The organism is Bacillus sp. 16GRE42 (genome assembly GCF_019837435.1).
GTDB classification, from domain to species: Bacteria; Bacillota; Bacilli; order Bacillales; family Bacillaceae_G; genus Bacillus_A; species Bacillus_A wiedmannii.
Genome location: NZ_JADAXF010000002.1, coordinates 315487 through 337895, shown reverse-complemented (window position 1 = coordinate 337895; position 22409 = coordinate 315487). Strand labels below are relative to the sequence as shown.

The 22409-nt window shown below is 35.7% G+C and carries 25 protein-coding genes and 1 riboswitch; of the genes, 16 read left to right on the top strand and 9 right to left on the bottom strand.

The window, feature by feature from the left end; translation table 11 throughout:
- Nucleotides 1–102 precede the first annotated feature (102 nt).
- Nucleotides 103–1218: a CdaR family transcriptional regulator gene (locus ILS93_RS14055; protein WP_222660696.1), complete on the bottom strand. Its 1116-nt coding sequence runs from the start codon at nt 1216–1218 to the stop codon at nt 103–105.
- Nucleotides 1219–1354: 136 nt separating this feature from the next.
- Here ILS93_RS14055 and ILS93_RS14050 point away from each other — a divergent pair, with 136 nt between their 5' ends.
- The 9 genes from ILS93_RS14050 to ILS93_RS14010 all read left to right on the top strand — a co-directional run bounded on the left by ILS93_RS14050 (nt 1355) and on the right by ILS93_RS14010 (nt 9512).
- Complete coding sequence (locus tag ILS93_RS14050) at nt 1355–2329, top strand: hypothetical protein (protein ID WP_064476741.1); 975 nt, start codon at nt 1355–1357, stop codon at nt 2327–2329.
- Nucleotides 2322–2993 carry a response regulator transcription factor gene (locus ILS93_RS14045; RefSeq protein WP_064476740.1) on the top strand — a complete coding sequence of 224 codons (672 nt, stop codon included), beginning with the start codon at nt 2322–2324 and terminating at the stop codon, nt 2991–2993. Before ILS93_RS14050 ends, ILS93_RS14045 begins: the two co-directional genes overlap by 8 nt.
- 3 nt (nt 2994–2996) lie before the next feature.
- Nucleotides 2997–4397 (top strand): sensor histidine kinase, encoded by a 1401-nt coding sequence (locus ILS93_RS14040; RefSeq protein ID WP_098102702.1) that lies wholly within the window; start codon nt 2997–2999, stop codon nt 4395–4397.
- Nucleotides 4398–4625: 228 nt separating this feature from the next.
- Nucleotides 4626–5315, top strand: a complete 690-nt coding sequence (locus tag ILS93_RS14035; protein WP_254913065.1) for a FadR/GntR family transcriptional regulator — start codon at nt 4626–4628, stop codon at nt 5313–5315.
- A 168-nt stretch (nt 5316–5483) separates the two neighbouring features.
- The gene (locus ILS93_RS14030) at nt 5484–6203 is read left to right on the top strand and encodes a (Fe-S)-binding protein (RefSeq protein WP_000869144.1); all 720 of its coding nucleotides are present in this window, start codon (nt 5484–5486) and stop codon (nt 6201–6203) included.
- 16 nt (nt 6204–6219) lie between these two features.
- A complete protein-coding gene (locus ILS93_RS14025; RefSeq protein WP_064476738.1) occupies nt 6220–7641 on the top strand; it encodes a LutB/LldF family L-lactate oxidation iron-sulfur protein in 1422 nt (473 codons plus the stop codon).
- Nucleotides 7641–8351 (top strand): LutC/YkgG family protein, encoded by a 711-nt coding sequence (locus tag ILS93_RS14020; RefSeq protein ID WP_222660694.1) that lies wholly within the window; start codon nt 7641–7643, stop codon nt 8349–8351. The genes ILS93_RS14025 and ILS93_RS14020 overlap by 1 nt, the downstream gene beginning before the upstream one ends.
- 112 nt (nt 8352–8463) lie before the next feature.
- Nucleotides 8464–9186 (top strand): prepilin peptidase, encoded by a 723-nt coding sequence (locus ILS93_RS14015; RefSeq protein ID WP_000495729.1) that lies wholly within the window; start codon nt 8464–8466, stop codon nt 9184–9186.
- A 14-nt stretch (nt 9187–9200) separates the two neighbouring features.
- On the top strand, nt 9201–9512 hold the full coding sequence (locus tag ILS93_RS14010; RefSeq protein ID WP_064476736.1) for a cyclic-phosphate processing receiver domain-containing protein: 312 nt from the start codon (nt 9201–9203) through the stop codon (nt 9510–9512).
- Nucleotides 9513–9539: 27 nt separating this feature from the next.
- On the opposite strand, the gene ILS93_RS14005 is transcribed toward ILS93_RS14010, so the two are convergent.
- From ILS93_RS14005 to phaQ, 7 genes are all read right to left on the bottom strand, one after another.
- Nucleotides 9540–10391 carry a formate/nitrite transporter family protein gene (locus tag ILS93_RS14005; protein WP_222660692.1) on the bottom strand — a complete coding sequence of 284 codons (852 nt, stop codon included), beginning with the start codon at nt 10389–10391 and terminating at the stop codon, nt 9540–9542.
- Between the two features lie 198 nt (nt 10392–10589).
- Nucleotides 10590–11384, bottom strand: coding sequence for a TerC family protein (locus tag ILS93_RS14000; RefSeq protein ID WP_000383306.1), 795 nt, complete (start codon nt 11382–11384; stop codon nt 10590–10592).
- A 90-nt stretch (nt 11385–11474) separates the two neighbouring features.
- Nucleotides 11475–11640, bottom strand: a riboswitch (yybP-ykoY riboswitch).
- A 38-nt stretch (nt 11641–11678) separates the two neighbouring features.
- The gene (locus ILS93_RS13995) at nt 11679–12998 is read right to left on the bottom strand and encodes a TrkH family potassium uptake protein (RefSeq protein ID WP_088048358.1); all 1320 of its coding nucleotides are present in this window, start codon (nt 12996–12998) and stop codon (nt 11679–11681) included.
- Nucleotides 12999–13112: 114 nt separating this feature from the next.
- On the bottom strand, nt 13113–13298 hold the full coding sequence (locus ILS93_RS13990) for an alpha/beta-type small acid-soluble spore protein (protein WP_000241212.1): 186 nt from the start codon (nt 13296–13298) through the stop codon (nt 13113–13115).
- A gap of 147 nt (nt 13299–13445) precedes the next feature.
- Nucleotides 13446–13889 carry a MaoC family dehydratase gene (locus tag ILS93_RS13985; protein ID WP_001067917.1) on the bottom strand — a complete coding sequence of 148 codons (444 nt, stop codon included), beginning with the start codon at nt 13887–13889 and terminating at the stop codon, nt 13446–13448.
- A 101-nt stretch (nt 13890–13990) separates the two neighbouring features.
- Nucleotides 13991–14515: a polyhydroxyalkanoic acid inclusion protein PhaP gene (phaP, locus tag ILS93_RS13980; RefSeq protein WP_000448584.1), complete on the bottom strand. Its 525-nt coding sequence runs from the start codon at nt 14513–14515 to the stop codon at nt 13991–13993.
- 42 nt (nt 14516–14557) lie between these two features.
- On the bottom strand, nt 14558–15010 hold the full coding sequence (gene phaQ / locus ILS93_RS13975) for a poly-beta-hydroxybutyrate-responsive repressor (protein WP_000903018.1): 453 nt from the start codon (nt 15008–15010) through the stop codon (nt 14558–14560).
- 198 nt (nt 15011–15208) lie between these two features.
- Between phaQ and phaR the strand changes: the two genes are divergently transcribed.
- The 5 genes from phaR to ILS93_RS13950 all read left to right on the top strand — a co-directional run bounded on the left by phaR (nt 15209) and on the right by ILS93_RS13950 (nt 20418).
- The gene (gene phaR, locus ILS93_RS13970; RefSeq protein ID WP_000566955.1) at nt 15209–15691 is read left to right on the top strand and encodes a polyhydroxyalkanoic acid synthase subunit PhaR; all 483 of its coding nucleotides are present in this window, start codon (nt 15209–15211) and stop codon (nt 15689–15691) included.
- Nucleotides 15692–15844: 153 nt separating this feature from the next.
- Nucleotides 15845–16588, top strand: a complete 744-nt coding sequence (locus ILS93_RS13965) for an acetoacetyl-CoA reductase (RefSeq protein ID WP_000250411.1) — start codon at nt 15845–15847, stop codon at nt 16586–16588.
- A gap of 82 nt (nt 16589–16670) precedes the next feature.
- A complete protein-coding gene (gene phaC / locus ILS93_RS13960) occupies nt 16671–17756 on the top strand; it encodes a class III poly(R)-hydroxyalkanoic acid synthase subunit PhaC (protein ID WP_000206842.1) in 1086 nt (361 codons plus the stop codon).
- Between the two features lie 94 nt (nt 17757–17850).
- Nucleotides 17851–19044 (top strand): NAD(P)/FAD-dependent oxidoreductase, encoded by a 1194-nt coding sequence (locus ILS93_RS13955; RefSeq protein ID WP_064476734.1) that lies wholly within the window; start codon nt 17851–17853, stop codon nt 19042–19044.
- Nucleotides 19045–19068: 24 nt separating this feature from the next.
- Nucleotides 19069–20418, top strand: coding sequence for a TrkH family potassium uptake protein (locus ILS93_RS13950; protein ID WP_001204688.1), 1350 nt, complete (start codon nt 19069–19071; stop codon nt 20416–20418).
- 38 nt (nt 20419–20456) lie between these two features.
- Here ILS93_RS13950 and ILS93_RS13945 read toward each other — a convergent pair whose 3' ends face one another.
- Nucleotides 20457–20792 (bottom strand): DUF3905 domain-containing protein, encoded by a 336-nt coding sequence (locus ILS93_RS13945; protein WP_002070938.1) that lies wholly within the window; start codon nt 20790–20792, stop codon nt 20457–20459.
- A gap of 147 nt (nt 20793–20939) precedes the next feature.
- On the opposite strand from ILS93_RS13945, the gene ILS93_RS13940 reads away from it, so the two are divergent.
- Together ILS93_RS13940 and ILS93_RS13935 are read left to right on the top strand one after the other, a co-directional pair.
- A complete protein-coding gene (locus tag ILS93_RS13940) occupies nt 20940–21092 on the top strand; it encodes a hypothetical protein (RefSeq protein WP_000240799.1) in 153 nt (50 codons plus the stop codon).
- A 228-nt stretch (nt 21093–21320) separates the two neighbouring features.
- The gene (locus ILS93_RS13935; protein ID WP_064476732.1) at nt 21321–22397 is read left to right on the top strand and encodes a putative 2-aminoethylphosphonate ABC transporter substrate-binding protein; all 1077 of its coding nucleotides are present in this window, start codon (nt 21321–21323) and stop codon (nt 22395–22397) included.
- Nucleotides 22398–22409: the final 12 nt, after the last annotated feature.

Here is a 22409-nt window from a genome sequence, read left to right as displayed (position 1 = left end):
AACTGTTAACGTATTTAGTCATCATAAAAAACGTTGTAACAGTGCTTTCATTATAATGATAAAAAAATTGGGGGATTCTTTCTATGTATAATCATCTAAGGATTAATCTAATTTATCATTATTTTTTGTATGATTATCTAATAAGAGGAGCGAGAAGTATAAAATGTTTAAGTCTTTGAATTGTTTCGGGTCAAGTTCTGTATGCTCCTCAATCTTTTTAAGTCTGTAATGCAATGTGTTAATGTGTATATGTAATTGTTCAGCTGTTTGTTTATAGGATTGGTTATAATCAATAAATAAGCGTAAAGTGTGCATAAGCTCAGGAGATGATAGTAAGTTTTCGATGGTGCGCCTTAGAAACTGTTCCCGCGTTTCAGCAGAAATATCTTGTAAGCACATTTCTAAACGTAAATCTTCATTAAATACAATTTTTTTCGTTTCAAGTGATACGGAAAGAGCTTGTAATGCTTGTTCGTACGATAAGTTCATATTGCTTGGTGTAACGGATTGTCCAATCCCAATATATAAAGGAATAGAAAACGAATTTTCACAGTCTTGTTTTAATCTTTTTAAAAATTGATACGTTTGCTCTTTGGAGTTTGTGGCTGTAAATAAAATGAATCGATCATTTCCCCAACGAACAAATAGATGCTCCTTTGTTAATAGATTGCGTACGTGTTGCCAAATCTTACGCTGAAGCATCGTGTCATTTTGATCGATAGAGAACAAAATAAGTTGTTTCTTCTTATATAAATCAATACCAAGTGTTTTTGCACGATCGAGAAAGCTTGAAGACCAGTCTGTATTTTGAAGCCAATCAAAGACAAATGTTTCATAAGAACGGTGTTCAAGTTCTAGTTGTTCTAAAAAGTAGTTTTCGTGAATGAGTAGTTCGGTCATTTTACGTAATATTTCCCCGTATTGTGAAATGTTTTCAGGTTCGCCTGTAATTCCAATGACACCAATTACTTCGTCATGAAATAGTAAGGGGAGGTTCATACCCGCCTTTACGCCTTGCAAACGTCGTTCATCTTCTTTTGTAATAATGACAGTTTTCTTTTGTTTCGCGCATCGGAGTGCACCTTCATGAAATTGGCCGATTCTTTCTACATCTGTACTCGCGATAATAACACCTTGTATATTAATGATAATAATATTTTCTTTAATTAGTCTGCGTACTTCTCGTACAATTTTATTCGCTAAATCAGGAAAAAGCATAATTTGCACACCTCAAATTCTATTTGTTGTACATTATATACGTAAATGCAGTAAGAAAGGGAAATTTCACACTTTCCACACATTTATTTGTTATTTTACAATTATAACGAAATCATCCGAAGATGGAGGGAATCTTTTGAGAAAGTATGTTTTTCTTCTCTGTTTTTTATTTCTATTAGTAGGGTGTCAAGGAAGTTCATATACACCGATTGCTAAAGAGAAAAGTGTTATTATAACAACGAATATAAAAGAAGGTAGTATCAGTTTTGTTGATGAAAAAACTAAAAAGTTAATTACGACATGGGAACTTAATGAACCAATGGCAGGAGTTGCACTACTTCCAAACGGTGAGGACATACTTGTATATGGCAAGCAGTTAGAGTACATGTATGTATATTCACTAGCAGAAGGAAGGCAAGTGGACAAATATAAAACTGGAAAAGGCATTGTAAATGTGATTGTATCCGAGGATAAAAAACAATTATTTGCTGCCGATCAAACTGCTCAAAAGGTAAGGTTCTTTACGATAAAAGGGAAAGAGACAGGGAGTGTATCAACAGGAAAAGGACCAATAACGATGGTAGAGCACGATAACCAGTTATCTGTATTAAACTTTTATGATACGAAGCTAACGACCATTGATACAAAGAAAAAAGAAGTGATACAATCCTTTATGATTCCCCCAGCATCAACGGGAGCGACAATTAGCCCAGGTGGGAAAGAAATATGGATTGGCGGACATGGTGATGGAAATCAAGTCAATGAAAAAGTATTAGTGTATTCATTGCAGAGCGGAGAAATGGTACGTTCTTTACATGCTCCGTTTATGCCTGTGAATATAACGAAGGATAATAAGTATGTATTTGCATTAAGTCACGGTTCGAATACGCTTAGAAAGTTTGATGTTAGCACGTATAAAGAGGTTGCTTCTGTAGAAGTAGGATCGAATCCATTTGCATTTTTGAAGAGCGGAGCAGAAGGATACATAGCAAGCTATGATAGTGATGAAGTGTGCGTCATGGATATGAAGAGTTTGAAAATAAAACAAACAATTAAAGTCGGAAAAGGGCCGTTTCAACTCATAGAGAGGGAAGGGAAGGACAATGAGTAAATATAGGGTGCTAGTTGTAGATGATGAAAGTGATATGAGGCAGCTTGTTGGAATGTACTTAGATAATTTCGGATACGAGTGGGGAGAAGCTGAAAATGGAAAAGAGGCGCTAAAAAAATTAGAGACGAATCATTATGATTTCGTTGTATTAGATATTATGATGCCAGAGATGGATGGACTTTCAGTTTGTAAAGAAATTAGAAAAACGTCGGATGTACCAATTATATTTTTAACAGCAAAAGGTGAAGAGTGGAATAGGGTGAACGGCTTACGTATGGGAGCAGATGATTATATTGTAAAGCCATTTAGTCCTGGAGAATTAATTGCTCGTATGGAGGCTGTGTTAAGACGGTATACAAAGCAAGAGCAACAAGAGGAGATTCAGTTTGGACCGATCCTTATTAATGAAAAAAGTAGGAAGATTGAGGCTGATGGTGAGCCGATTTCTCTTACAGTAAAAGAGTTTGATTTACTCTATTTTCTTTGCCAACATACGGGACAAGTATTTAGCCGGGAACAATTGCTGGAAAAGGTATGGGGATATGATTATGCGGGAAGTACAAGAACAGTGGATACGCACGTGAAAACGATGCGTTTGAAGCTTGGAGAAAGTGGAAACTACATTCAAACGGTTTGGGGTGTAGGCTATAAATTTGAGGTGTAACGTATGTTTACGATGGTACAGAAGCTTTGGCTTACAGTAGTATGTGCAGTATGTGTAACAGTTTCCTTTCTTTATTTTGTATCTTTATACTCGTATGAAAAACTATACGTTGATAATTTAAAAGATTCATTAGTAATGGAAGGCAAGCGTCTTGCTGCGCAATATGATAAGAGTGAAGGAATAGCAACTTTTGAAGAGAAAGTAAGAGCATTTGATCAAATATCTAGTTCAGATGTTCTTTTCGTATCTAATCCGCGTGATTTAAGCGCGTGTTTACCTTTTGATGTGCATCATCATTCTCTTATAAGTGAAGGGGACAGGCAAGCATTATTAGATGGAAAAACTGTGACAAAGATAGGGTATGAGGAACATTTTGACCGAAATATTATGGGGGTTGTCATCCCTGTTTTAGAAAATAAAAAGTTAGTTGGCATTGTATATTCTTATATTCCTTTAAAAAGTATAAAAGACTTAATATATGATATGGGCCTTATTTTAGCACCGTTAGCACTTGCTATGACTTTACTGACAATATGGATTGGTAGAAAGATTATTATTGCTATTACGAGACCGCTTTCGCAAATGGAACGAGTTGCCAATCATTTGGCTACGGGAGATTTCTCAGAACGGATTACAATTTCTTCTGAAGATGAAATTGGACGATTAGGAAAAGCATTTAATAAAATGGCAAATTCTTTAGAGACAGAAGACGTAAAGCGTAAGGAATTTTTAGCTAACGTTTCGCATGAACTAAGAACACCGCTTAGTTATATAAAAGGATATAGTGAAGCTATTTTAGATGGCGTAGCGAAGGGACCACAACAGGAAAAAGTAACACAGCTCATTCATAAAGAAGCGGGTCGTATGCAGCGTCTCGTTCATGATTTATTAGATTTAGCACAATTAGAAGGTGAACATTTTCCGCTAAAGAAACAACCTATCGTTTTTTCACAACTGATTGAAGATGTGTTAGATACGTATGAGATTAAGTTTATAGAAAAGAAAATTCGTATTTCAACAAATTTAAATCCAGAAATCATTGTAATGATTGATGAGGATCGCATGCAACAAGTGCTTCATAACGTGTTAGATAATGCGATACGGTATACAAACCAAAACGGGGATATTATGATAACACTCAGGCAGATAGATGATTACTGTGAATTAAACATAAAAGATACAGGAATCGGTATTGAAACAGAGCATTTAGAAAATCTTGGTGAACGTTTTTACCGCGTTGATAAAGCGAGAAGTCGTCAACATGGTGGAACAGGTTTAGGCCTTGCCATTGTCAGACAAATTGTTCATATACATGATGGACAGTGGCGAATTGAAAGTGAAAAAGGGCATGGAACGACGGTTAGTATTAAATTGAAAATACAAGTTGAAGAAAGCATGTTCTAACGTGAAGGACATGCTTTTCTTCATGAGTACAAATGAATAGAGGAATACATATAAATTGATATCAAATAAATATTAAAAATTTGACGATTTTATGAACAAAACATTTGTACTTCTTACCAATTCGTTCTAAAATAGTTATGATGCAAAGTTCTTATAAATCGTTTCAATTGTTGTTTGGAAGATACTGAGGTGATTTAACTGGAGTACAAATCTATTAAACCGAAAAAGATTTACGAAGAAGTATCTGAAGCTATTTTAACAATGATTAAAAATGGTACGTTAAAACCTGGTGACAAACTACTTCCTGTACATCAATTAGCTGAGCAGTTTCAAGTTGGTAGATCTGCTGTTCGTGAAGCGCTAAGTGCGCTAAGAGCAATGGGCTTAATTGAGATGAAACAAGGAGAAGGTACATATGTGAAGAATTTCGATTCTTCTTCATTAACAAAATCATTAAACAATAAATTATTAATGAAGAAAGAAGATATTTTGAACTTATTAGAAGTACGAAAGGTGCTTGAAGTGGGGGCAGTTCGAGCAGCTGCGGCAAAACGTACGGAAGATAATTTGCAAAATATGAAGCATTGGTTAGATGAAATGGCAAAGAGCATTGGAGATGAAAAGGCTGGCGAAAAAGCAGATTTTCAGTTCCATATGGGAATTGCGGAGTCTTCGCATAACAACATTTTGCTTGAACTCATGAATCACGTTTCAGAGATGATTGCTGAAACGATTGGTGAATCAAGACGCATTATTTTATATGGTGAACAAACAACATCAGAACGACTTATAGAAGAGCATCAAGTTATATATGATGCAGTGTTAAAGCAAGATGTAGAATTAGCGCAGCAAGCAATGCTAGATCATTTAACAAATGTAGAACATATTGTCACAGGTAAAAACGATATAAATTCGTAATTTAATCTTTTAAAAATCAAATTTTTTGATAAAATAGAGAAAGATTAAGTAAGCGTTTTCTTTAGAAGGGGGAGAGGGTAGGCCATGGTTGAGCCTACTTCTTCTTTCCTTAGTCATCTGATGACCATATGTTTGTTGGTGGAGTTGTAAAAAGGGGGAGTAATAATTATGAAAGTTACTTTATTTGTTACTTGTTTAGTCGATATGTTTGAAACAAACGTCGGCAAAGCAACAGTTGAAGTGTTGGAGCGTTTAGGTTGTGAAATTGAATTTCCAGAAGCACAAGTTTGTTGTGGTCAGCCTGCTTATAATAGCGGCCATGTAGAAGCAGCAAAAGAAGCGATGAAACATATGATTGAAACTTTCGAAGATGCAGAATATATCGTTACACCATCTGGTTCTTGTGCGACAATGTTTCATGAGTATCCGCATGTTTTTAAAGATGATCCGAAGTGGGCTAAACGTGCACAAAAGGTTGCCGATAAAACATATGAATTTACACAATTTATTGTAGATGTTTTAAAAGTGACAGATGTTGGTGCAAGCTTACCAGGGATAGCAACTATTCATAAATCTTGTCATATGACACGCCTGCTTGGAGTAAAAGAGGCACCAGGAATTTTATTATCAAATGTAAAAGGATTAACTGTGAGAGAACTGCCAAACGAACAAAATTGTTGTGGGTTTGGGGGAACGTTTTCAGTGAAGATGACTCCAATTTCTGAGCAAATGGTAGATGAAAAGGTAGATAGTGCAATGGAAACAGGTGCTGATTATTTAATCGGTGCAGATTGTGGGTGTTTGTTAAACATTGGCGGACGTATTGAGCGTTTAGGAAAAGAAATAAAAGTAATGCATATTGCTGAGGTACTAAATAGTCGCTCATGAAGGGGGAACATAAGCTATGTCTATGAAAATCAGTGAGAAAAAATTTAATGATCGCGTTGGCGATGGAATTCAAGATTCTTTTATGCGCGGAGCAGTATCTTCTGCGCAAACGCGCTTATATACGAATCGCTTAAAAGCAGCGGACGAATTAGGAAACTGGGAAGAGTGGCGTGAACTAGGTGAACAAATTCGCCAACATACGTTAGAAAATCTTGATTATTACTTAATGCAGTTAAGTGAAAATGTATCAAAAAGAGGCGGACATGTGTACTTTGCGAAAACGAAAGAGGAAGCAGCAAAGTATATTCAAGACGTTGCAAAAAAGAAACAAGCGAAGAAAGTTGTAAAATCAAAATCAATGGTAACTGAAGAAATTAGTATGAATCATGCCCTTGAAAAGATTGGTTGTGAAGTGTTAGAAAGTGACTTAGGAGAGTATATCTTGCAAGTTGATAACGATCCACCTTCACATATTATTGCGCCCGCACTTCATAAAAACAGAACGCAAATTCGTGATGTATTTAAAGAAAAGCTTGGCTATGAAAATTCTGATGATCCATATGAAATGACAAAGTTTGTTCGTAAACAACTTCGTGAGAAATTTATGGATGCAGAAATTGGTGTGACAGGTTGTAACTTTGCAGTTGCAAATACTGGCTCTCTTTGTTTAGTAACGAACGAAGGTAATGCCGATCTTGTTATGTCGATTCCGAAAACTCAAATTGCAGTAATGGGTATGGAACGTATGGTTCCGACAATGGAAGAATTAGATGTTTTAGTTGGTTTACTATGTCGTAGTGCAGTAGGGCAAAAATTAACAAGTTATGTAACTGTAGCGGGACCAATTCAAGAAGAGGAAGTAGATGGACCAGAAGAATTCCACTTAGTTGTTGTTGATAATGGTCGCTCTCAAATTCTTGGATCTGAATTCCGCTCAGTATTGCAATGTATCCGTTGTGCTGCTTGTGTTAACGTATGTCCTGTATATCGTCACGTTGGTGGACATTCGTATGGTTCTATATACTCAGGACCAATCGGTGCGGTATTAACACCACTTTTAGGCGGATATGATGATTACAAAGAGCTTCCATATGCCTCTAGTTTATGCGGAGCGTGTACAGAAGCTTGTCCAGTAAAAATACCATTGCATGATTTATTATTAAAACATCGTCAAGTAATTGTTGAGCAAGAAGGACGTGCACCACTTGCAGAAAAATTAGCAATGAAAATGTTTAGTATGGGTGCATCTTCAGCAGCTTTATATAAAATGGGATCAAAAATGGCGCCAGCAGCAATGAGTCCATTTACATCTGGCAACCGTGTATCAAAAGGTGTTGGGCCACTTAAAAACTGGACAGATATTCGTGAATTCCCGGCTCCAAGTAAAGAACGATTCCGTGATTGGTATAAAGATCATAAGAAAGGCGGGGACAAATAATGACAGGATTAATTCAAAACCGTGAGTCCTTTCTAGATAATATTGCAAAAGAACTTGGACGTGAGCGGAAAACGGAAGGCGTAAAGCGCCCAGCATGGAAAAGTAATGTGAATGTAGAAACGCTAAAAGATTATTCACAAGAAGAATTGTTAGAAGTATTTAAAAATCAATGTACAAACATTCATACAACTGTAGTGGAAACGACAAACGACCGTTTACGTGAAGATATTCAAAAAGTAATCGTGGAAAACGGCGGGGGACCTATTATGTTATCGGCAGATGAACGTTTTGATTCTTATGGATTGACTTCTTTATTTAAAGAAGAGCTTCCAAAGCAAAATGTTGAAGTGAATGTATGGGATCCTGAGAAAAAAGAAGAGAATATGCGTATCGCAGAAAGAGCGAATATTGGAATCGCATTTAGTGATTATACTTTAGCTGAATCTGGTACGATTGTTGTACAAAGTCATAAAGGTCAAGGTCGTTCTTTACACTTTTTACCAACTATTTACTTTGCTATTATTCCACGTGAAACACTTGTGCCTCGTATTACACAAGCTGTTCAGGATATGAACACACGTGTAGAAAATGGCGAGGCAGTAGCATCTTGTATTAACTTTATTACAGGACCTAGTAACTCGGCAGATATTGAAATGAATCTTGTTGTCGGAGTACACGGACCATTAAAAGCAGTATATTTCATCGTATAAAAGAGGGGAAAGCAGGCCAGAAAATGGCCTGCTTTTTTAATAGAATAGAAATAATATGAAGTAGAATTTCTCTCCTTTTTTTGCTATGTTCTTCTGGAAAGGAGAGGAAGGGATGTTCACTTATTTATATGCATTGTTAGTGGGGATGGTGTTTGGTTCTTTTTTTATGTTAATTGCGATGAGAGTGCCGCTAGGTGAGTCTATCATTACCCCTCGTTCACATTGTCATTATTGTAAGTATGTGCTAAAGCCAAAAGAATTGATCCCAATCATTTCATTTTGTATACAACGGGGACGTTGTACGAATTGTAAGAGGAAAATTTCAATTTTGTACGTAGTATTTGAACTTGTAACCGGAATGATATTTTTTCTTACTGTATATATGATTGGGGTGGAACGAGAGCTTATCATCATTTTATCGCTATTTTCGCTACTTCTTATTATTTCAGTTACAGATTACATATATATGTTAATCCCAAATCGTATTTTAGCTTGGTTTGCCTGTTTACTCATTTTAGAATGTATTTTTGTACCGTTAGTGACTTGGACAGATAGTATAGTTGGTAGTGGCGTTATATTCATTTTGTTATATTGCATGCAAAAGATATATCCAGAGGGGCTTGGTGGAGGGGATATAAAATTACTTTCGTTACTTGGATTTATAGTGGGACTGAAAGGGATTTTTATGATCTTATTTTTAGCATCTTGCTTTAGTCTTTGTTTCTTTGGAGTTGGTATAGTATTAAAACGTATGAAAATGAGGAGCCAAATTCCGTTCGGTCCTTTTATTAGTCTTGGAGCAATATGTTACATGTTGGTCACGTATATAAAATAGAGAGGGGATAGAAAATGAATGTATATATGGATGATCAAAGAAGTTGTCCGTACGGGTATGTGCCCGCCACTACAGTAGAATGTGCTTTGCACATGGTTCGGGATTATGATGTGAATATTCTTTCCCTTAATTTTAATATGGGATGGGGGGAAAGAAATGGATTAGATTTTCTAGAGGCTTTTTGTAAAGAGGGTTTATATGTAAATGAAATTCACCTTCATACGAATGATGTCATCGGTATGCACAAGATGAAACAGAGAATTAATAAGGGAAAGGAAGAAGGAGAAATTAATCCGCGCCTTGTTGTTAAATATGTGGGGAGCTAAAAACTCCAAAGTAAAACTTTGGAGTTTTTAATGTTTCATATGTGCTTGTAACGGAATGATTTCTTCTTGTTGAGCTGCTACTAATTCAGTTTCTTCTTGTTTCACGTCAGGTACTTTCTTTGTTAAGTAATGGTATACCATACCGACAAAGACGGACCCGCCAATAATGTTACCAATTGTAACTGGAATTAAGTTATGAATAGCACCTGCAAAAGAAATTGTCTCCGGATGCGGTGAAACTAAAGATAGAGCAAACAGTGATAAGTTTGCAATGCTATGCTCGTAACCAGATAAGAAGAATGTGAAAACGAGTAGCATCATCATCATAATTTTTGCTGTATCACCTTTAACTTGAGAAGGTAAGAAACACGCAAGACATACAAGCCAGTTACATAAAATTGCTTTAAAGAATAATTGCATTGTAGGTGTATTCATTTTTCCTTCTACTACTTTATTCATGAAATGGCCGTGATCAATTGCTTCGAAAATTCCAGTTGCATAAAATAGTAAGGCAAAGAATAAAGCTCCAGCTAAATTCCCTGCATAACAAGCGAACCAGTTACGAAGTGTATCAGAAATCGTTGTTTCTTTTCTTAAAGTTGCTACAGTGAAGTACATTGTGTTTCCAGTAAACAATTCAGCACCGCCATATATAATAAGAACGAGAGCAATTCCGAAAAACATAGAAGCAGCTAAATAAGTTGTTGGTGAATCTGCAATGTGAAAAAAGTTACCTAATTTAAAACATAGTACAATAATAAAACCGATATAAATACCCGCAAGTGCGGCACGAATGAAATATTGCATCGGGTTTGTATCTAGCATTTGTTTTTTGCTCTTTGCCAGTTTGACAACATAATCTAATCCTTGTTCTAGCATGAGTAATACGCTCCTTTAGTACATCATCTATAAATACTCCTTATATGAATAAAGTACATGGAATTGTTCTTAGTTTCAATAAGTTTGTGCAATGTTTCACAAAAAGGACATACATACATTAAGAAAACGTTTACAAAAGATAGTATAATGGAATTTTTTCTGGACATTGAGAGGGGGAAGGAAAAAAAAGCGCTGTAATTACAGCGCTTTTTCGTCTAAATTCTTTTCTACTTTTACTTCTACTTCTTTCGAGAAGAACCAGCCACCAACTGCGATTCCAACTAATACAATCCAGAATGTAAGTTTCCATGGCGTAGATTCTGGGAATGAATGCGGAATTACATTTAATGCAGGGTGTGCTAATGTATAAATTGCTAATTTCACACCAACCCAACCTACAATTAAAAATGCTGCGGTTTCAAGTCCTGGTTTACGTTTTAATATTTGTACGAAAGCAGTTGCTGCAAATCGCATAATGATTAATCCGATAAGTCCACCTACAAAGATAACAACGAATTGCCCAGTATCAAGACTACCAATTGTACCTAAGCCTGTTTTTGGTAAAGTCATTGCTAATGCAACAGCAGCTAAAATTGAATCAACTGCAAAGGCGATATCAGCAACCTCAACTTTAAATACAGTCCACCAAAAGTTCTCTTGTTTTTTCTTTGCTTCTTTTTCTTCTGTGTCTTCATCCGAATTCTTTTTAACATACGTTTTAAATAAGTGATTACCAGCGATAAACATAAGATAAATGGCACCGATTGCTTGCACTTGCCATACGTCGACTAGGAACGAAATCATAAATAGCGATCCGAAACGGAAAACAAATGCCCCTGCTAATCCGTAAAATAGTGCTTTCTTTCGTTTTTCTTCTGGTAAATGTTTTACCATAATTGCAAGAACGAGAGCGTTATCAGCCGCTAAAATCCCCTCTAGTGCAATTAGGATGAGTAATACCCAACCATACTCCAATAATAATGATACATCCATGTACATTCTCCTCTCATTTCTATAAGTACTAAATAAGTGAAGAATTTCCCCACTATTTAGTTTCCCCATACTCCTGCCTATTAACTTTGGAAGAATTTGGAAATTAATACAAAAAAGACCTCTGCCGTTAATAGGCAAAGGTCTTGCTAGACATATGTAATGAAAATGCCAACAAAGCCGGAAGAACTAAGTTCTACGTAATGACGACTTTGTTTCCAAGAAATATTCTTGGACGCTACTCCCCTTTGGAGATATGCTATTGTACTCTCATTATATGGATAATTTATACGGTTGTCAACCTGTTAAAATATCTTCATTCGGATATTTTATTTTTCGGTTCTTTTTACGTGCAAATGAAAAAGCCAATGTTAAAGGTCCCATCTTCCCAAAAAACATCATAAAGAGGATAATAGCTTTTCCGATCATAGTTAAGTGTGGTGTGAAATTCATACTGAGACCGACAGTCCCAAATGCTGAAAATACTTCGAAAGCACTCATCAATAGAGGAACTCGCTCAGTAATACTTAAAATTAAAATAGCAAAAAAGATAAATGAAATGGAAATAATAGTGATGGTCAATGCTTTGACAATGAGAGTATCTTTAATAGATTTTTTAAAAACGACAATATCATCTTGTTCTTGTAAAAATTTAAACACCCCAAAAAACATGATTAAAAATGTTGTTAACTTAATTCCACCACCGGTTGAAGCACTACCAGCGCCAATAAACATAAGGAGCATCATTAATAGTAGGGAAGGCTTTGATAATGCAGAAATATCAACTGTATTAAACCCGGCAGTACGAGTTGAAACCGCCTGGAAATAAGCGGCCATTCCTTCTTCAAATGGGGTAAATTCTCTCATAGAAAGGGAATTGTGGAACTCGAATATAAAAATAAAAACAGTCGCAATAATATTGACGATTAGAGTAGAAGAGAGCATAAGTTTTGAGTGTAATGTAAGGTTTTTAAAATTTTTCTTTCTTTTTATATCTACGATTACTGTAAAACCAATTCCACCTAAAATAATGAGGGAGGAAATAACGAGATTGACAAGAATGCTATGAGAATGGGACATTAAATTATCGCTCCACACAGAAAAACCAGCATTGTTAAAAGCAGAGATCGAATGAAAAAAGCTATAATAGATCCCTTTAGCAATCCCGTATTTTGGTACCCATTCAAAAGAAAGAATTAAAGTAGCGATACATTCGACTGTAAAAGAGAATAAAAATAATGCTTTGGCAAGACGAATGACGCCACCAATGTTCGTTTGATTTAACGCTTGTTGCAGTAAAATTCGGTTTTGAAGACCAATTTTTCTGCCGAGCATAATCGCAATTAAAACGGCAAAGCTCATAATGCCAAGTCCGCCCACTTGTATAAGCGTTAAAATGACACATTGGCCAAATAAGGTAAATACTTTTCCTGTGTCTACAACACCAAGCCCTGTAACCGTACAAGCAGAAACGGTTGTAAATAAAGCATCGAGCCATGAAATAGACGTTGTTGTAGCAATTGGTAGCTTTAATAAGCATGTACCGATAATTGATAACATAATAAAAGACAAAGTAAGAACACGGGGAGGACTCATGCTAATATTAATCCGTTTCATGTTACATATCGTTCCTTTCAGTTTGCTCTTACTAGTATGTGAAAAAGCACGATTATGTATGTTAAAAATAGAAAGAGGCAGAGAATATCTGCCTCTAAGCCATATGGTATAGTATTATCCACGTAATTGTTGTTGAGCTAAAGCAACAAGTCGTTTCGTTACTTCACCGCCAACTGAACCGTTAGAACGAGATGCTGTATTAGAACCTAAGCTAACACCGAATTCTTGTGCGATTTCATATTTAAATTGTTCAAGCGCTTGTTCTGCACCTGGAACTAGTAATTTGTTTGTTTTTACCATGTTGATACACATCCTTATAAGTAGTCCAGTTCAGCTAAGTACCTATCTAAACTGGTAACGTTATTTTATGTGGAAACGACGTACTCATACGCGGAAGTAATCGGTGTGATTAGAAGTTATTGGATAGAAAAAAGAGTAGCAAATTTGCTACTCTTTTTTCAGTATTGTCGCTGTACCTTCCACGACAATATCACCGGATTGATTATATATGTTTGTTTGCAACGTAATGATTTTTTTATCGTCTCGTTTTTTAATGACTTCTGCCACAACGCGAAGTGTATCACCAATTTTGACAGGAGCACGGAATGAAACGTTTTGAGATAAATAAATCGTGTTTTTGCCAGGGAGTTTCGTTCCAAGAATCGTCGAAATGAAACTGGAAACGAGCATGCCATGAGCAATACGTTCTTTAAACATTGTCGTTTTTGCAAAAGAATCTAAAATGTGAATAGGATTCACATCTCCAGTTAATTTTGCGAAATTAATAACGTCCTCATCCGTAATAGTTTTTGTAAGGGATGCTTGATCACCGACTTGAATCTCATCATAACGAAGCTCCGGAACAGTTTGTGCTTCTTGAAATGGATTCATTTTGGCCTCCTTCTTTTCCATATCGAAAAATGCCAGCCATCTTGATGTAGTAGGAGGAAGAAAGAGTTTTGTTTGTGCTGCAGTTAGCTCCCACATCTTTCTTACTTGATGGAAGTAAATAAATTTTTTGAGTTTTCCTCGAACTGCTTTGCGAGTTCTAGTTGTTTGGACTTGAACTCTCCCAAAAAAACATCTAACTGTTTTTGAACCTCGTCACGTTGTAATTGTTGTTGTTCGATAAATTGTTTTGTTGTTTCTTCAAATTGACCGCTAGTTTGAGTAAGAATAGACAAAGATGTTTTCGTAGGAGAAACAGTAAGTTGGTGCATTTGAGTAGAAAGTTCATTCCATTTTCCTTGCCACTCGTTAATTTGATCATTTAAGGAGTTTCCAGTTAATTGCTTCACGTAATCTGTATATTGGTTATTGAACTGAGCAGTGAATTGTTGTAGTTCTTTTTCTAGTTCATCTACTCCTGATGTTAATTTATGCAAAGCGTCTTGTTGTTGTTTTAAAGTTTCTAAAGTAAGTTGCTCTAATTGTTTCCCAGCTGAAGAGAAGAGGGAAAGAGATTGAGACCAGTTTTTCCAAAATGCATCGACTAATTCGTATGGCTTAGTTTCCATTGTTTGACCTCCAAATGTTTTTTTGCATATTGTGAACGCAGATTACTCTGCTGTACCACCAGGTGAAGATGAAGAATCCTTTTCATCCTTTTCTGGAGAAGTAGAAAATGGAAAGAATGCATTGGTGTATAACGTAAAAAACGTCCGCAACATATTTTGATAATGTTCAAAAGAAGTCGCACATGTTGTTAAATATTGCTCTCCATATTCTGTTAAAGAATAAATTCGTTTCGCTGGCCCGCCTTCGCTTGTATCCCAAGTAGAAGAAATAAGGTTTTCTTTTTCTAATTTGCGTAGTGTTCTATACACATTACCTTGGTCAACAGAAGAAAAGCCGATGTCCATTAGCATTTGAATGAGTTTGTAACCATGAAGACTCCAGTCTTTTAGACAGAGAAGTAAGAAAGGAACTAAGAAGTTTTTTGGCATGGAGTTTGGTTGTTTCGCTTGGTTTTTTTCCAAACTTTCTGGGTGTTCTGGTTCATTATGTAGCATGATTGTGCATCACCTCATGAATCAGTTAGATGGAATTTTTTGCTTATAAGTGCAATTTACACCTATCTGTTTTTAATGTCAACACATTTATTGGAAAATAAAGAAAAATAAAATATAGACTTGAAGTTTTATTCAGAATATTAGAAAATAGTGAATAGGTTGAATTGTTTCAAAAACGAAAAAGGGAGTGTAGGCGAAGTGATTGATCAAAAATTCGATCCATTGCAAGCATGGAAAAATGCTTATGAACAAACCGAAACATTTTGGGGAAAAGCGCTCAATGAAACAATTAAAACAGAAGAATATTCTGCTTGGATGGGCAGCGTTCTAGATTTGAATTTGTTTTATCAAAAAGCATTAAATGATACGACAAAAAATTATTTAGAACAGGTGAATGTGCCGACGAGAGAGGATATCGCTAGAGTAGCTACGCTTGTTATCAATTTAGAAAATAAAGTTGATAACATTGAGGAAATTCTAGAAGAGAAAGTGGATTCATTAGGACAAGCTCCTACATTAAAGCGTGATGTTACGAAAGTAAAACAAGATATTCGCACGCTAGAAACGAAAGTTGATCAAATTTTAGAGTTACTAGAAAAGCAAAATGCAGTACTAGAGAAACTACAAGTACCTGCAAAAGAAGAAGTAAAACCTGCGAATAAGCCGGAAAATAAAAAATGATAATAGCGTTTGTTTATAACGTGCAAAAGGGAAAGGGAGAATCTCTTTTTCATATATAAACAACGAAACATAATTAATATATGGACTCTATTCATATGAGTACCAAAATGATTCATAACAATCGTTCACAAATTCATTTAAGGGGGAAAAGAAATGGTTCAATTAAATGGCAAAGTAGCAATCGTAACAGGTGGGGCAAAAGGAATTGGAAAAGCAATTACAGTAGCATTAGCACAAGAGGGAGCAAAAGTAGTTATTAACTATAACAGCAGTAAAGAAGCAGCTGAAAACTTAGTAAATGAATTAGGAAAAGAAGGACATGACGTTTATGCAGTTCAAGCGGATGTTTCTAAAGTAGAAGATGCAAACAGACTTGTAGAAGAAGCTGTGAATCATTTTGGTAAAGTTGATATTCTTGTTAATAATGCTGGTATTACAAGAGATCGTACATTCAAAAAATTAAATCGTGAAGATTGGGAGCGCGTAATTGACGTGAACTTGAGCAGTGTATTTAATACAACAAGCGCGGTACTTCCATACATATCGGAAGCAGAAGAAGGAAGAATCATTAGTATTTCTTCTATTATTGGCCAAGCTGGTGGATTTGGACAAACAAACTACTCTGCAGCAAAAGCAGGTATGTTAGGATTTACAAAATCATTAGCATTAGAGCTTGCAAAAACAAATGTAACTGTAAACGCAATTTGCCCAGGATTTATTGATACTGAAATGGTAGCAGAAGTACCAGAAGAAGTGCGTCAAAAAATCGTTGCGAAAATCCCGAAAAAACGTTTTGGTCAAGCTGATGAAATTGCAAAAGGTGTAGTATATCTATGCCGTGACGGTGCGTATATCACAGGTCAGCAATTAAACATTAACGGCGGATTATACATGTAATGAAGTAAGAAAAAAGTGCATATCCATAGCAGGAATGCACTTCTTTTTTTAGAAATAAATCGACCGAAAAGGAGATAGAAAAATGACTACATTCGTAACGGAATGGGAAAAGCAATTGGAGTTGTACCCAGAAGAATATCGTAAAGCATATCGCCGTGTGAAAAGAGCGAGCGAAGTTTTATTACGCGAACCAGAACCACAAGTTGGTTTAACACCGAAAGAAGTTATTTGGACGAAGAATAAAACGAAGCTGTATCGTTACATTCCAAAACAAGAAAAAACACAGAGAGTTCCAATCCTATTAATATACGCGCTTATTAATAAACCGTATATTATGGATTTAACTCCAGGAAATAGTTTAGTGGAATATTTAGTAGATCGTGGTTTTGATGTGTATATGCTTGATTGGGGCACATTTGGTTTAGAAGATAGTCATTTGAAATTTGATGATTTCGTGTTTGATTATATTGCAAAAGCAGTGAAGAAAGTAATGAGAACTGCGAAATCGGACGAGATTTCTTTACTTGGTTATTGCATGGGTGGAACGCTAACTTCTATTTATGCAGCACTTCATCCGCACATGCCAATTCGTAACTTAATCTTTATGACAAGTCCTTTTGATTTCTCCGAAACAGGATTATACGGTCCTTTATTAGATGAGAAATACTTCAATTTAGATAAAGCGGTTGATACATTCGGAAATATTCCGCCAGAAATGATTGATTTCGGAAATAAGATGTTAAAACCAATTACAAACTTTGTAGGTCCATATGTTGCTTTACTCGATCGTTCAGAAAATGAGCGCTTCGTCGAAAGCTGGAAATTAGTTCAAAAGTGGGTTGGTGACGGTATTCCATTCCCAGGTGAATCGTATAGACAATGGATTCGTGATTTTTATCAAAATAATAAATTAGTGAAAGGTGAACTCGTTATTCGCGGACAAAAGGTAGACCTTGCAAATATTAAGGCGAATGTCTTAAATATTTCTGCGAAACGTGATCATATTGCCCTGCCATGCCAAGTAGAAGCTTTGCTAGATCATATTTCTAGCACAGATAAACAATATGTATGTTTACCAACGGGACATATGTCGATCGTTTACGGTGGAACAGCGGTAAAACAAACATATCCGACGGTTGGAAATTGGCTGGAGGAGCGTTCTAATTAAAAATAAAAAATCCAACTAGCGTATGTTAGTTGGATTTTTTTATGGGAAATAACAAAAGATAGAAAGGAGAAATTTATATTTTAGGAGTATAATTATGAAACTTATGACTGGTAAGTTGTTTTGGAATACAGGAGTTTCTATACCTTGTTATCCATCATTAGAAAATGATATGATATGTGATGTGCTTGTAGTCGGAAGCGGAGAAGCAGGTGCTCATATAGCTTATTCGTTAGCGAAAATTGGAATGCGTGTTACGCTCATTGAAAAACGAGCAATCGCATGTGGTAGCACAGCTGCTAATACAGGTTTACTACAATTTCTTCATGATAAACCGCTAACCTCACTTATCCATACATTTGGTGAAAAAAAAGGGGTACGAGCATATAAGCTATGTTACGAAGCGTTACGAACAATGGAGCAAGTTGTACCGACTCTCGATATTGATCCCCAGTTTATTCCACGAAGTAGTTTGTATTATGCAAGTAGAAATGAGGATGTATCGTTTTTACAAGAAGAATATAATACGTTACGCCATTATGGATTCCCGGTTGAATATTTTACCGATTCACATATGAAGAAGAAGTATTCATTTATAAAACAAGCAGCGTTATATACGCATGGTGATGCCGAAGTGAATCCGTATTTATTAGCGCATAGCCTTTTGCATAAAGCAAATCAAATGGGAGCTACTATACTTGAGCATACAGAGGCCATACATATAAAAAAACGCCAAAATGATTTAATTTGTTACACGAAAACAGGAAATCAAATTGTAGCAAAGAATATTATTATGGCGACAGGATATGAAGCACTTTTCGGAAAGAAAGAAAAAAATACAACAGTGGAAACATCATATGCAGTGGTGACAAATAAGGTAGATTCATTTGAAGGCTGGCATGAACAATCATTAATTTGGGAAACAGCACGGCCTTACTTATATTTTCGAACGTATCAAAACCGTATTATTGTAGGCGGATTAGATGAAGCGATGAAAATTCAAACAATCGGTGATACGAAATTATTGCATAAGCGTGATATCCTTATTAACATTGTAAAAGAGATGTTCCCGCAGTATAAGAATATACAGGCAGAGTACTATTGGGCGGCAGCATTTGGCGGTAGTCATGATGGTCTCCCTATTTTAAAAGAAGACAAAGAGATACATAATTTATTTTACGCATTGCCGTATGGAGGTAATGGAACTGTGTATGGAATGGTATTTGCCAAATTATTTGAGCAGTTATTTACAAATAAAGAAAGTGAAGATTTTTCTTTATTTAATCGATAGAAAAAAAGGTAGCGAAGTGATGGAATGAGAGATATAAAAAAGTTTTTACAAAAATTACGTCCTGTACAACTTATTGTTTTGTTTTATTTATTAGCAGTAGTTGTATCGGTGATATTGCTTAGTTTCCCGTTTGTTACGAAGGCTGGTGTGAAATGGACATTTATCGATGCCCTCTTTACATCTGTTAGTGCGGTAAGTGTTACGGGACTGTCTGTTGTTACAATTTCAGATACATTTACTACGGCAGGAATTATTATGTTAGCCCTTATTTTACAATTAGGCGGCTTAGGAATTATGGCACTTGGTACATTTGTTTGGATTATAACGGGGAAAAAAATCGGTTTGCAGAGAAGAAGACTCATTATGGCAGACCATAATCAAGGGAATTTATCAGGCCTTGTAGAATTGATGCGTTCTATTTTAATTGTAATTATTTCGATAGAACTTATTGGAGCAATACTATTAGGTACAAGATTTCTACTTTATTTTCCAACTTGGCAAGAAGCTTATTTCCACGGTTTCTTTGCCGCTGTTAGTGCAACTACGAACGGAGGATTTGATTTAACTGGACAATCACTAATTCCGTACAAAAAAGATTATATTGTGCAAATGATTCATATGTTACTTATTATTTTAGGAGCGATTGGCTTCCCGGTGTTAATGGAAGTAAAGCAATTCTTTAGTAAAAGGAGACAGCAACTATTCCGCTTTTCGTTGTTTACAAAATTGACGACAACGACATTTTTTGCACTCGTTATCGTTGGAACAATTATGATTTTTCTACTAGAGCGAAATCAGTTTTTAGCAGGAAAGTCATGGCATGAAACAGTTTTTTATACATTATTCCAATCTGTGACGACGCGAAGTGGTGGACTGGCTACAATGGATATACGTGAATTGTCACAACCGACGCTTTTATTTATGAGTATATTAATGTTTATAGGGGCATCTCCAAGTTCGGTTGGGGGCGGAATACGTACAACAACATTTGCTGTTAGTATATTATCGTTATACACTTTTGCAAGAGGTGGAAGAACGGTCAGAGTCTTCAAACGTCAGTTACATGAAGAGGACGTGCTAAAAGCATCTGTCGTTATGACGATGGGGATTTTATTATGTGCCACAGCACTCTTTATTTTATCTATTACGGAAAATGTACCGCTTATGAGTTTAATTGTTGAAGTGTGTTCTGCTTTCGGGACGACAGGGCTATCGACAGGTATTACGCCAGATTTAACAACTGTTGGTAAACTTGTACTCATTGTACTTATGTTTATTGGGCGTGTCGGTATTTTAACATTTATACTGGCTAGTGGGGGAAGAGAACAGCCACCTCGCTATAAATACCCGAAAGAGAGAATTATTATTGGATAGTATGAAACCATTCTACCTATGTGAGGTAGAATGGTTTTTTAGTCGTTAATGCCAAATTGCGGATGCATAAAAGCGTCATTCTTATTATCCACTTCTTTTTTTAGCAACTCTTGATTTTCTTCTGAAATCCACCCAATATCATTTGTAGGATGAATCCATTCTTCTCCAGCCATAATGGCAGGGTCTACTTCATCAGTCCAATTGTGAAGTGGACTATTCTCGGAATCATATTTACTGTCTCCGATTACGACGTCATATTGATTTATGAAAGGTTGTTGCATCTTCTTTCCTGTTCCTTTAAAAGATGGGAAATTCATTTGATGCGGGAGCGTTTCATCTAAAATTGGTGACTGAATTTTATCTTTCTTCTTCAAAATAATCGCCCCTTTTATAATACTTTCTTCATAGGTAGTATTTCCATCTAGCGGCTCTTATGTACTTGTTAACACTTGCCAGTAATAATTATTTAATGTTGCTTCAAACTAGAGTAGAAAGTGAATTCTTGAGAGCAGGTGAATGTATTGGTAAAAAGAAAAGTGAAACAAAATGCGGCAATCAACAATAATAAAACTCCGAAAGAAAGCTTACCAGATGCAGAATTTGCATTAGAGTATGAAGGAGAAAATAGCGCGAAGTATGCAAATCGTAATTCAAAAAAAGGTAAACAAAAATGAGGCGTTTTTTACAAACGCCTCATTTTTTTGTGGGATTATAAAGGTTTTTTTAATTATTTGTAAATTTAGTGTTCATTATTGGCAGAAAAATGCGAAAAAACATAGAAATAGCAACGTATTACACAAAAACAAACAACAAACAAAAGATTAATGTTGGTTTAATACTGCTTTTACACTAGTTGTTTATATTTGAGTTGTACATAAGATTTATAAAAGGAGAGAGAGACAGTGAAAAAAACAATCTTTAAAGCTGTAGCAACTGGAATGGTATTTTCGTTATTAATGGGGTGTGGTGCAAAGAAAGAAGAAAGTGCTGGGGCAAAAGTAAAGGATGATAAATTATATGGATCATTAACTGTTTACACAGCGATTGAAGAAGAACTTGTACCAATTTATCTTGATTCTTTTAAAAAGAAGTATCCAGATGTGAAACTGAACATTGTTCGTGATTCAACTGGAGTTATTACAGCGAAATTGCTAGCTGAAGGAAAAAATACACAAGCAGATGTTGTATGGGGAACAGCAGCGTCTAGTCTATTAGCTTTAGATAAAAAAGATATGTTAAAAGGATACTCTCCAAAAGGCGCAGATCGTGTTCTTCCGCAATTTAAAGATGATAAGCAACCAGAAAAATGGGTAGGTAATACGGCATTTATGACGGGGATTGCTATAAATAAAGAAGAATTAAAGAAGAAAAATTTACCGATGCCAGAATCATACGAAGACTTAACGAAACCAGAATATAAAGGAACGCTTGTTATGCCACATCCAGCTTCTTCTGGAACAGGATTTTTAACAGTTTCTGCATGGTTACAAATTATGGGTGAAGATAAAGGCTGGGATTACATGAAGAAACTTCATGATAATATGGCAACTTATACTCATTCAGGTTCAAAACCAGCGAAATTAGCAGGCGCAGGTGAATATCCAGTTGGCGTATCAATGGTTTATAGTGCTTTGAAAGAGAAACAAAAAGGTGCACCGGTTGAAGTTGTATTGCCGAAAGAAGGATTAGGTTGGGAAGTAGAAGCGAACGCACTTATTAAAAAAGATAATGCAAAAAATGAAAAATTAGCGCAAGCATTTTTGGATTGGGCAATTACTGATGATGTAATGAAGTTATACTTCGAGAAAAATGGATTTGCGACAATTAAAAATGATTATAAACTTCCAGATGGATTCCCTAAAGATGTGACAGAAAAGTTATACAAAAAGAATGACTTTAAGTGGGCAGCAGAAAATCGTGACAAAATTTTAGAAAAATGGGAAAAAGATTTTGGCCAAAAAGCAGAACCGAAAAAGTAAGTAAGTGAGTGG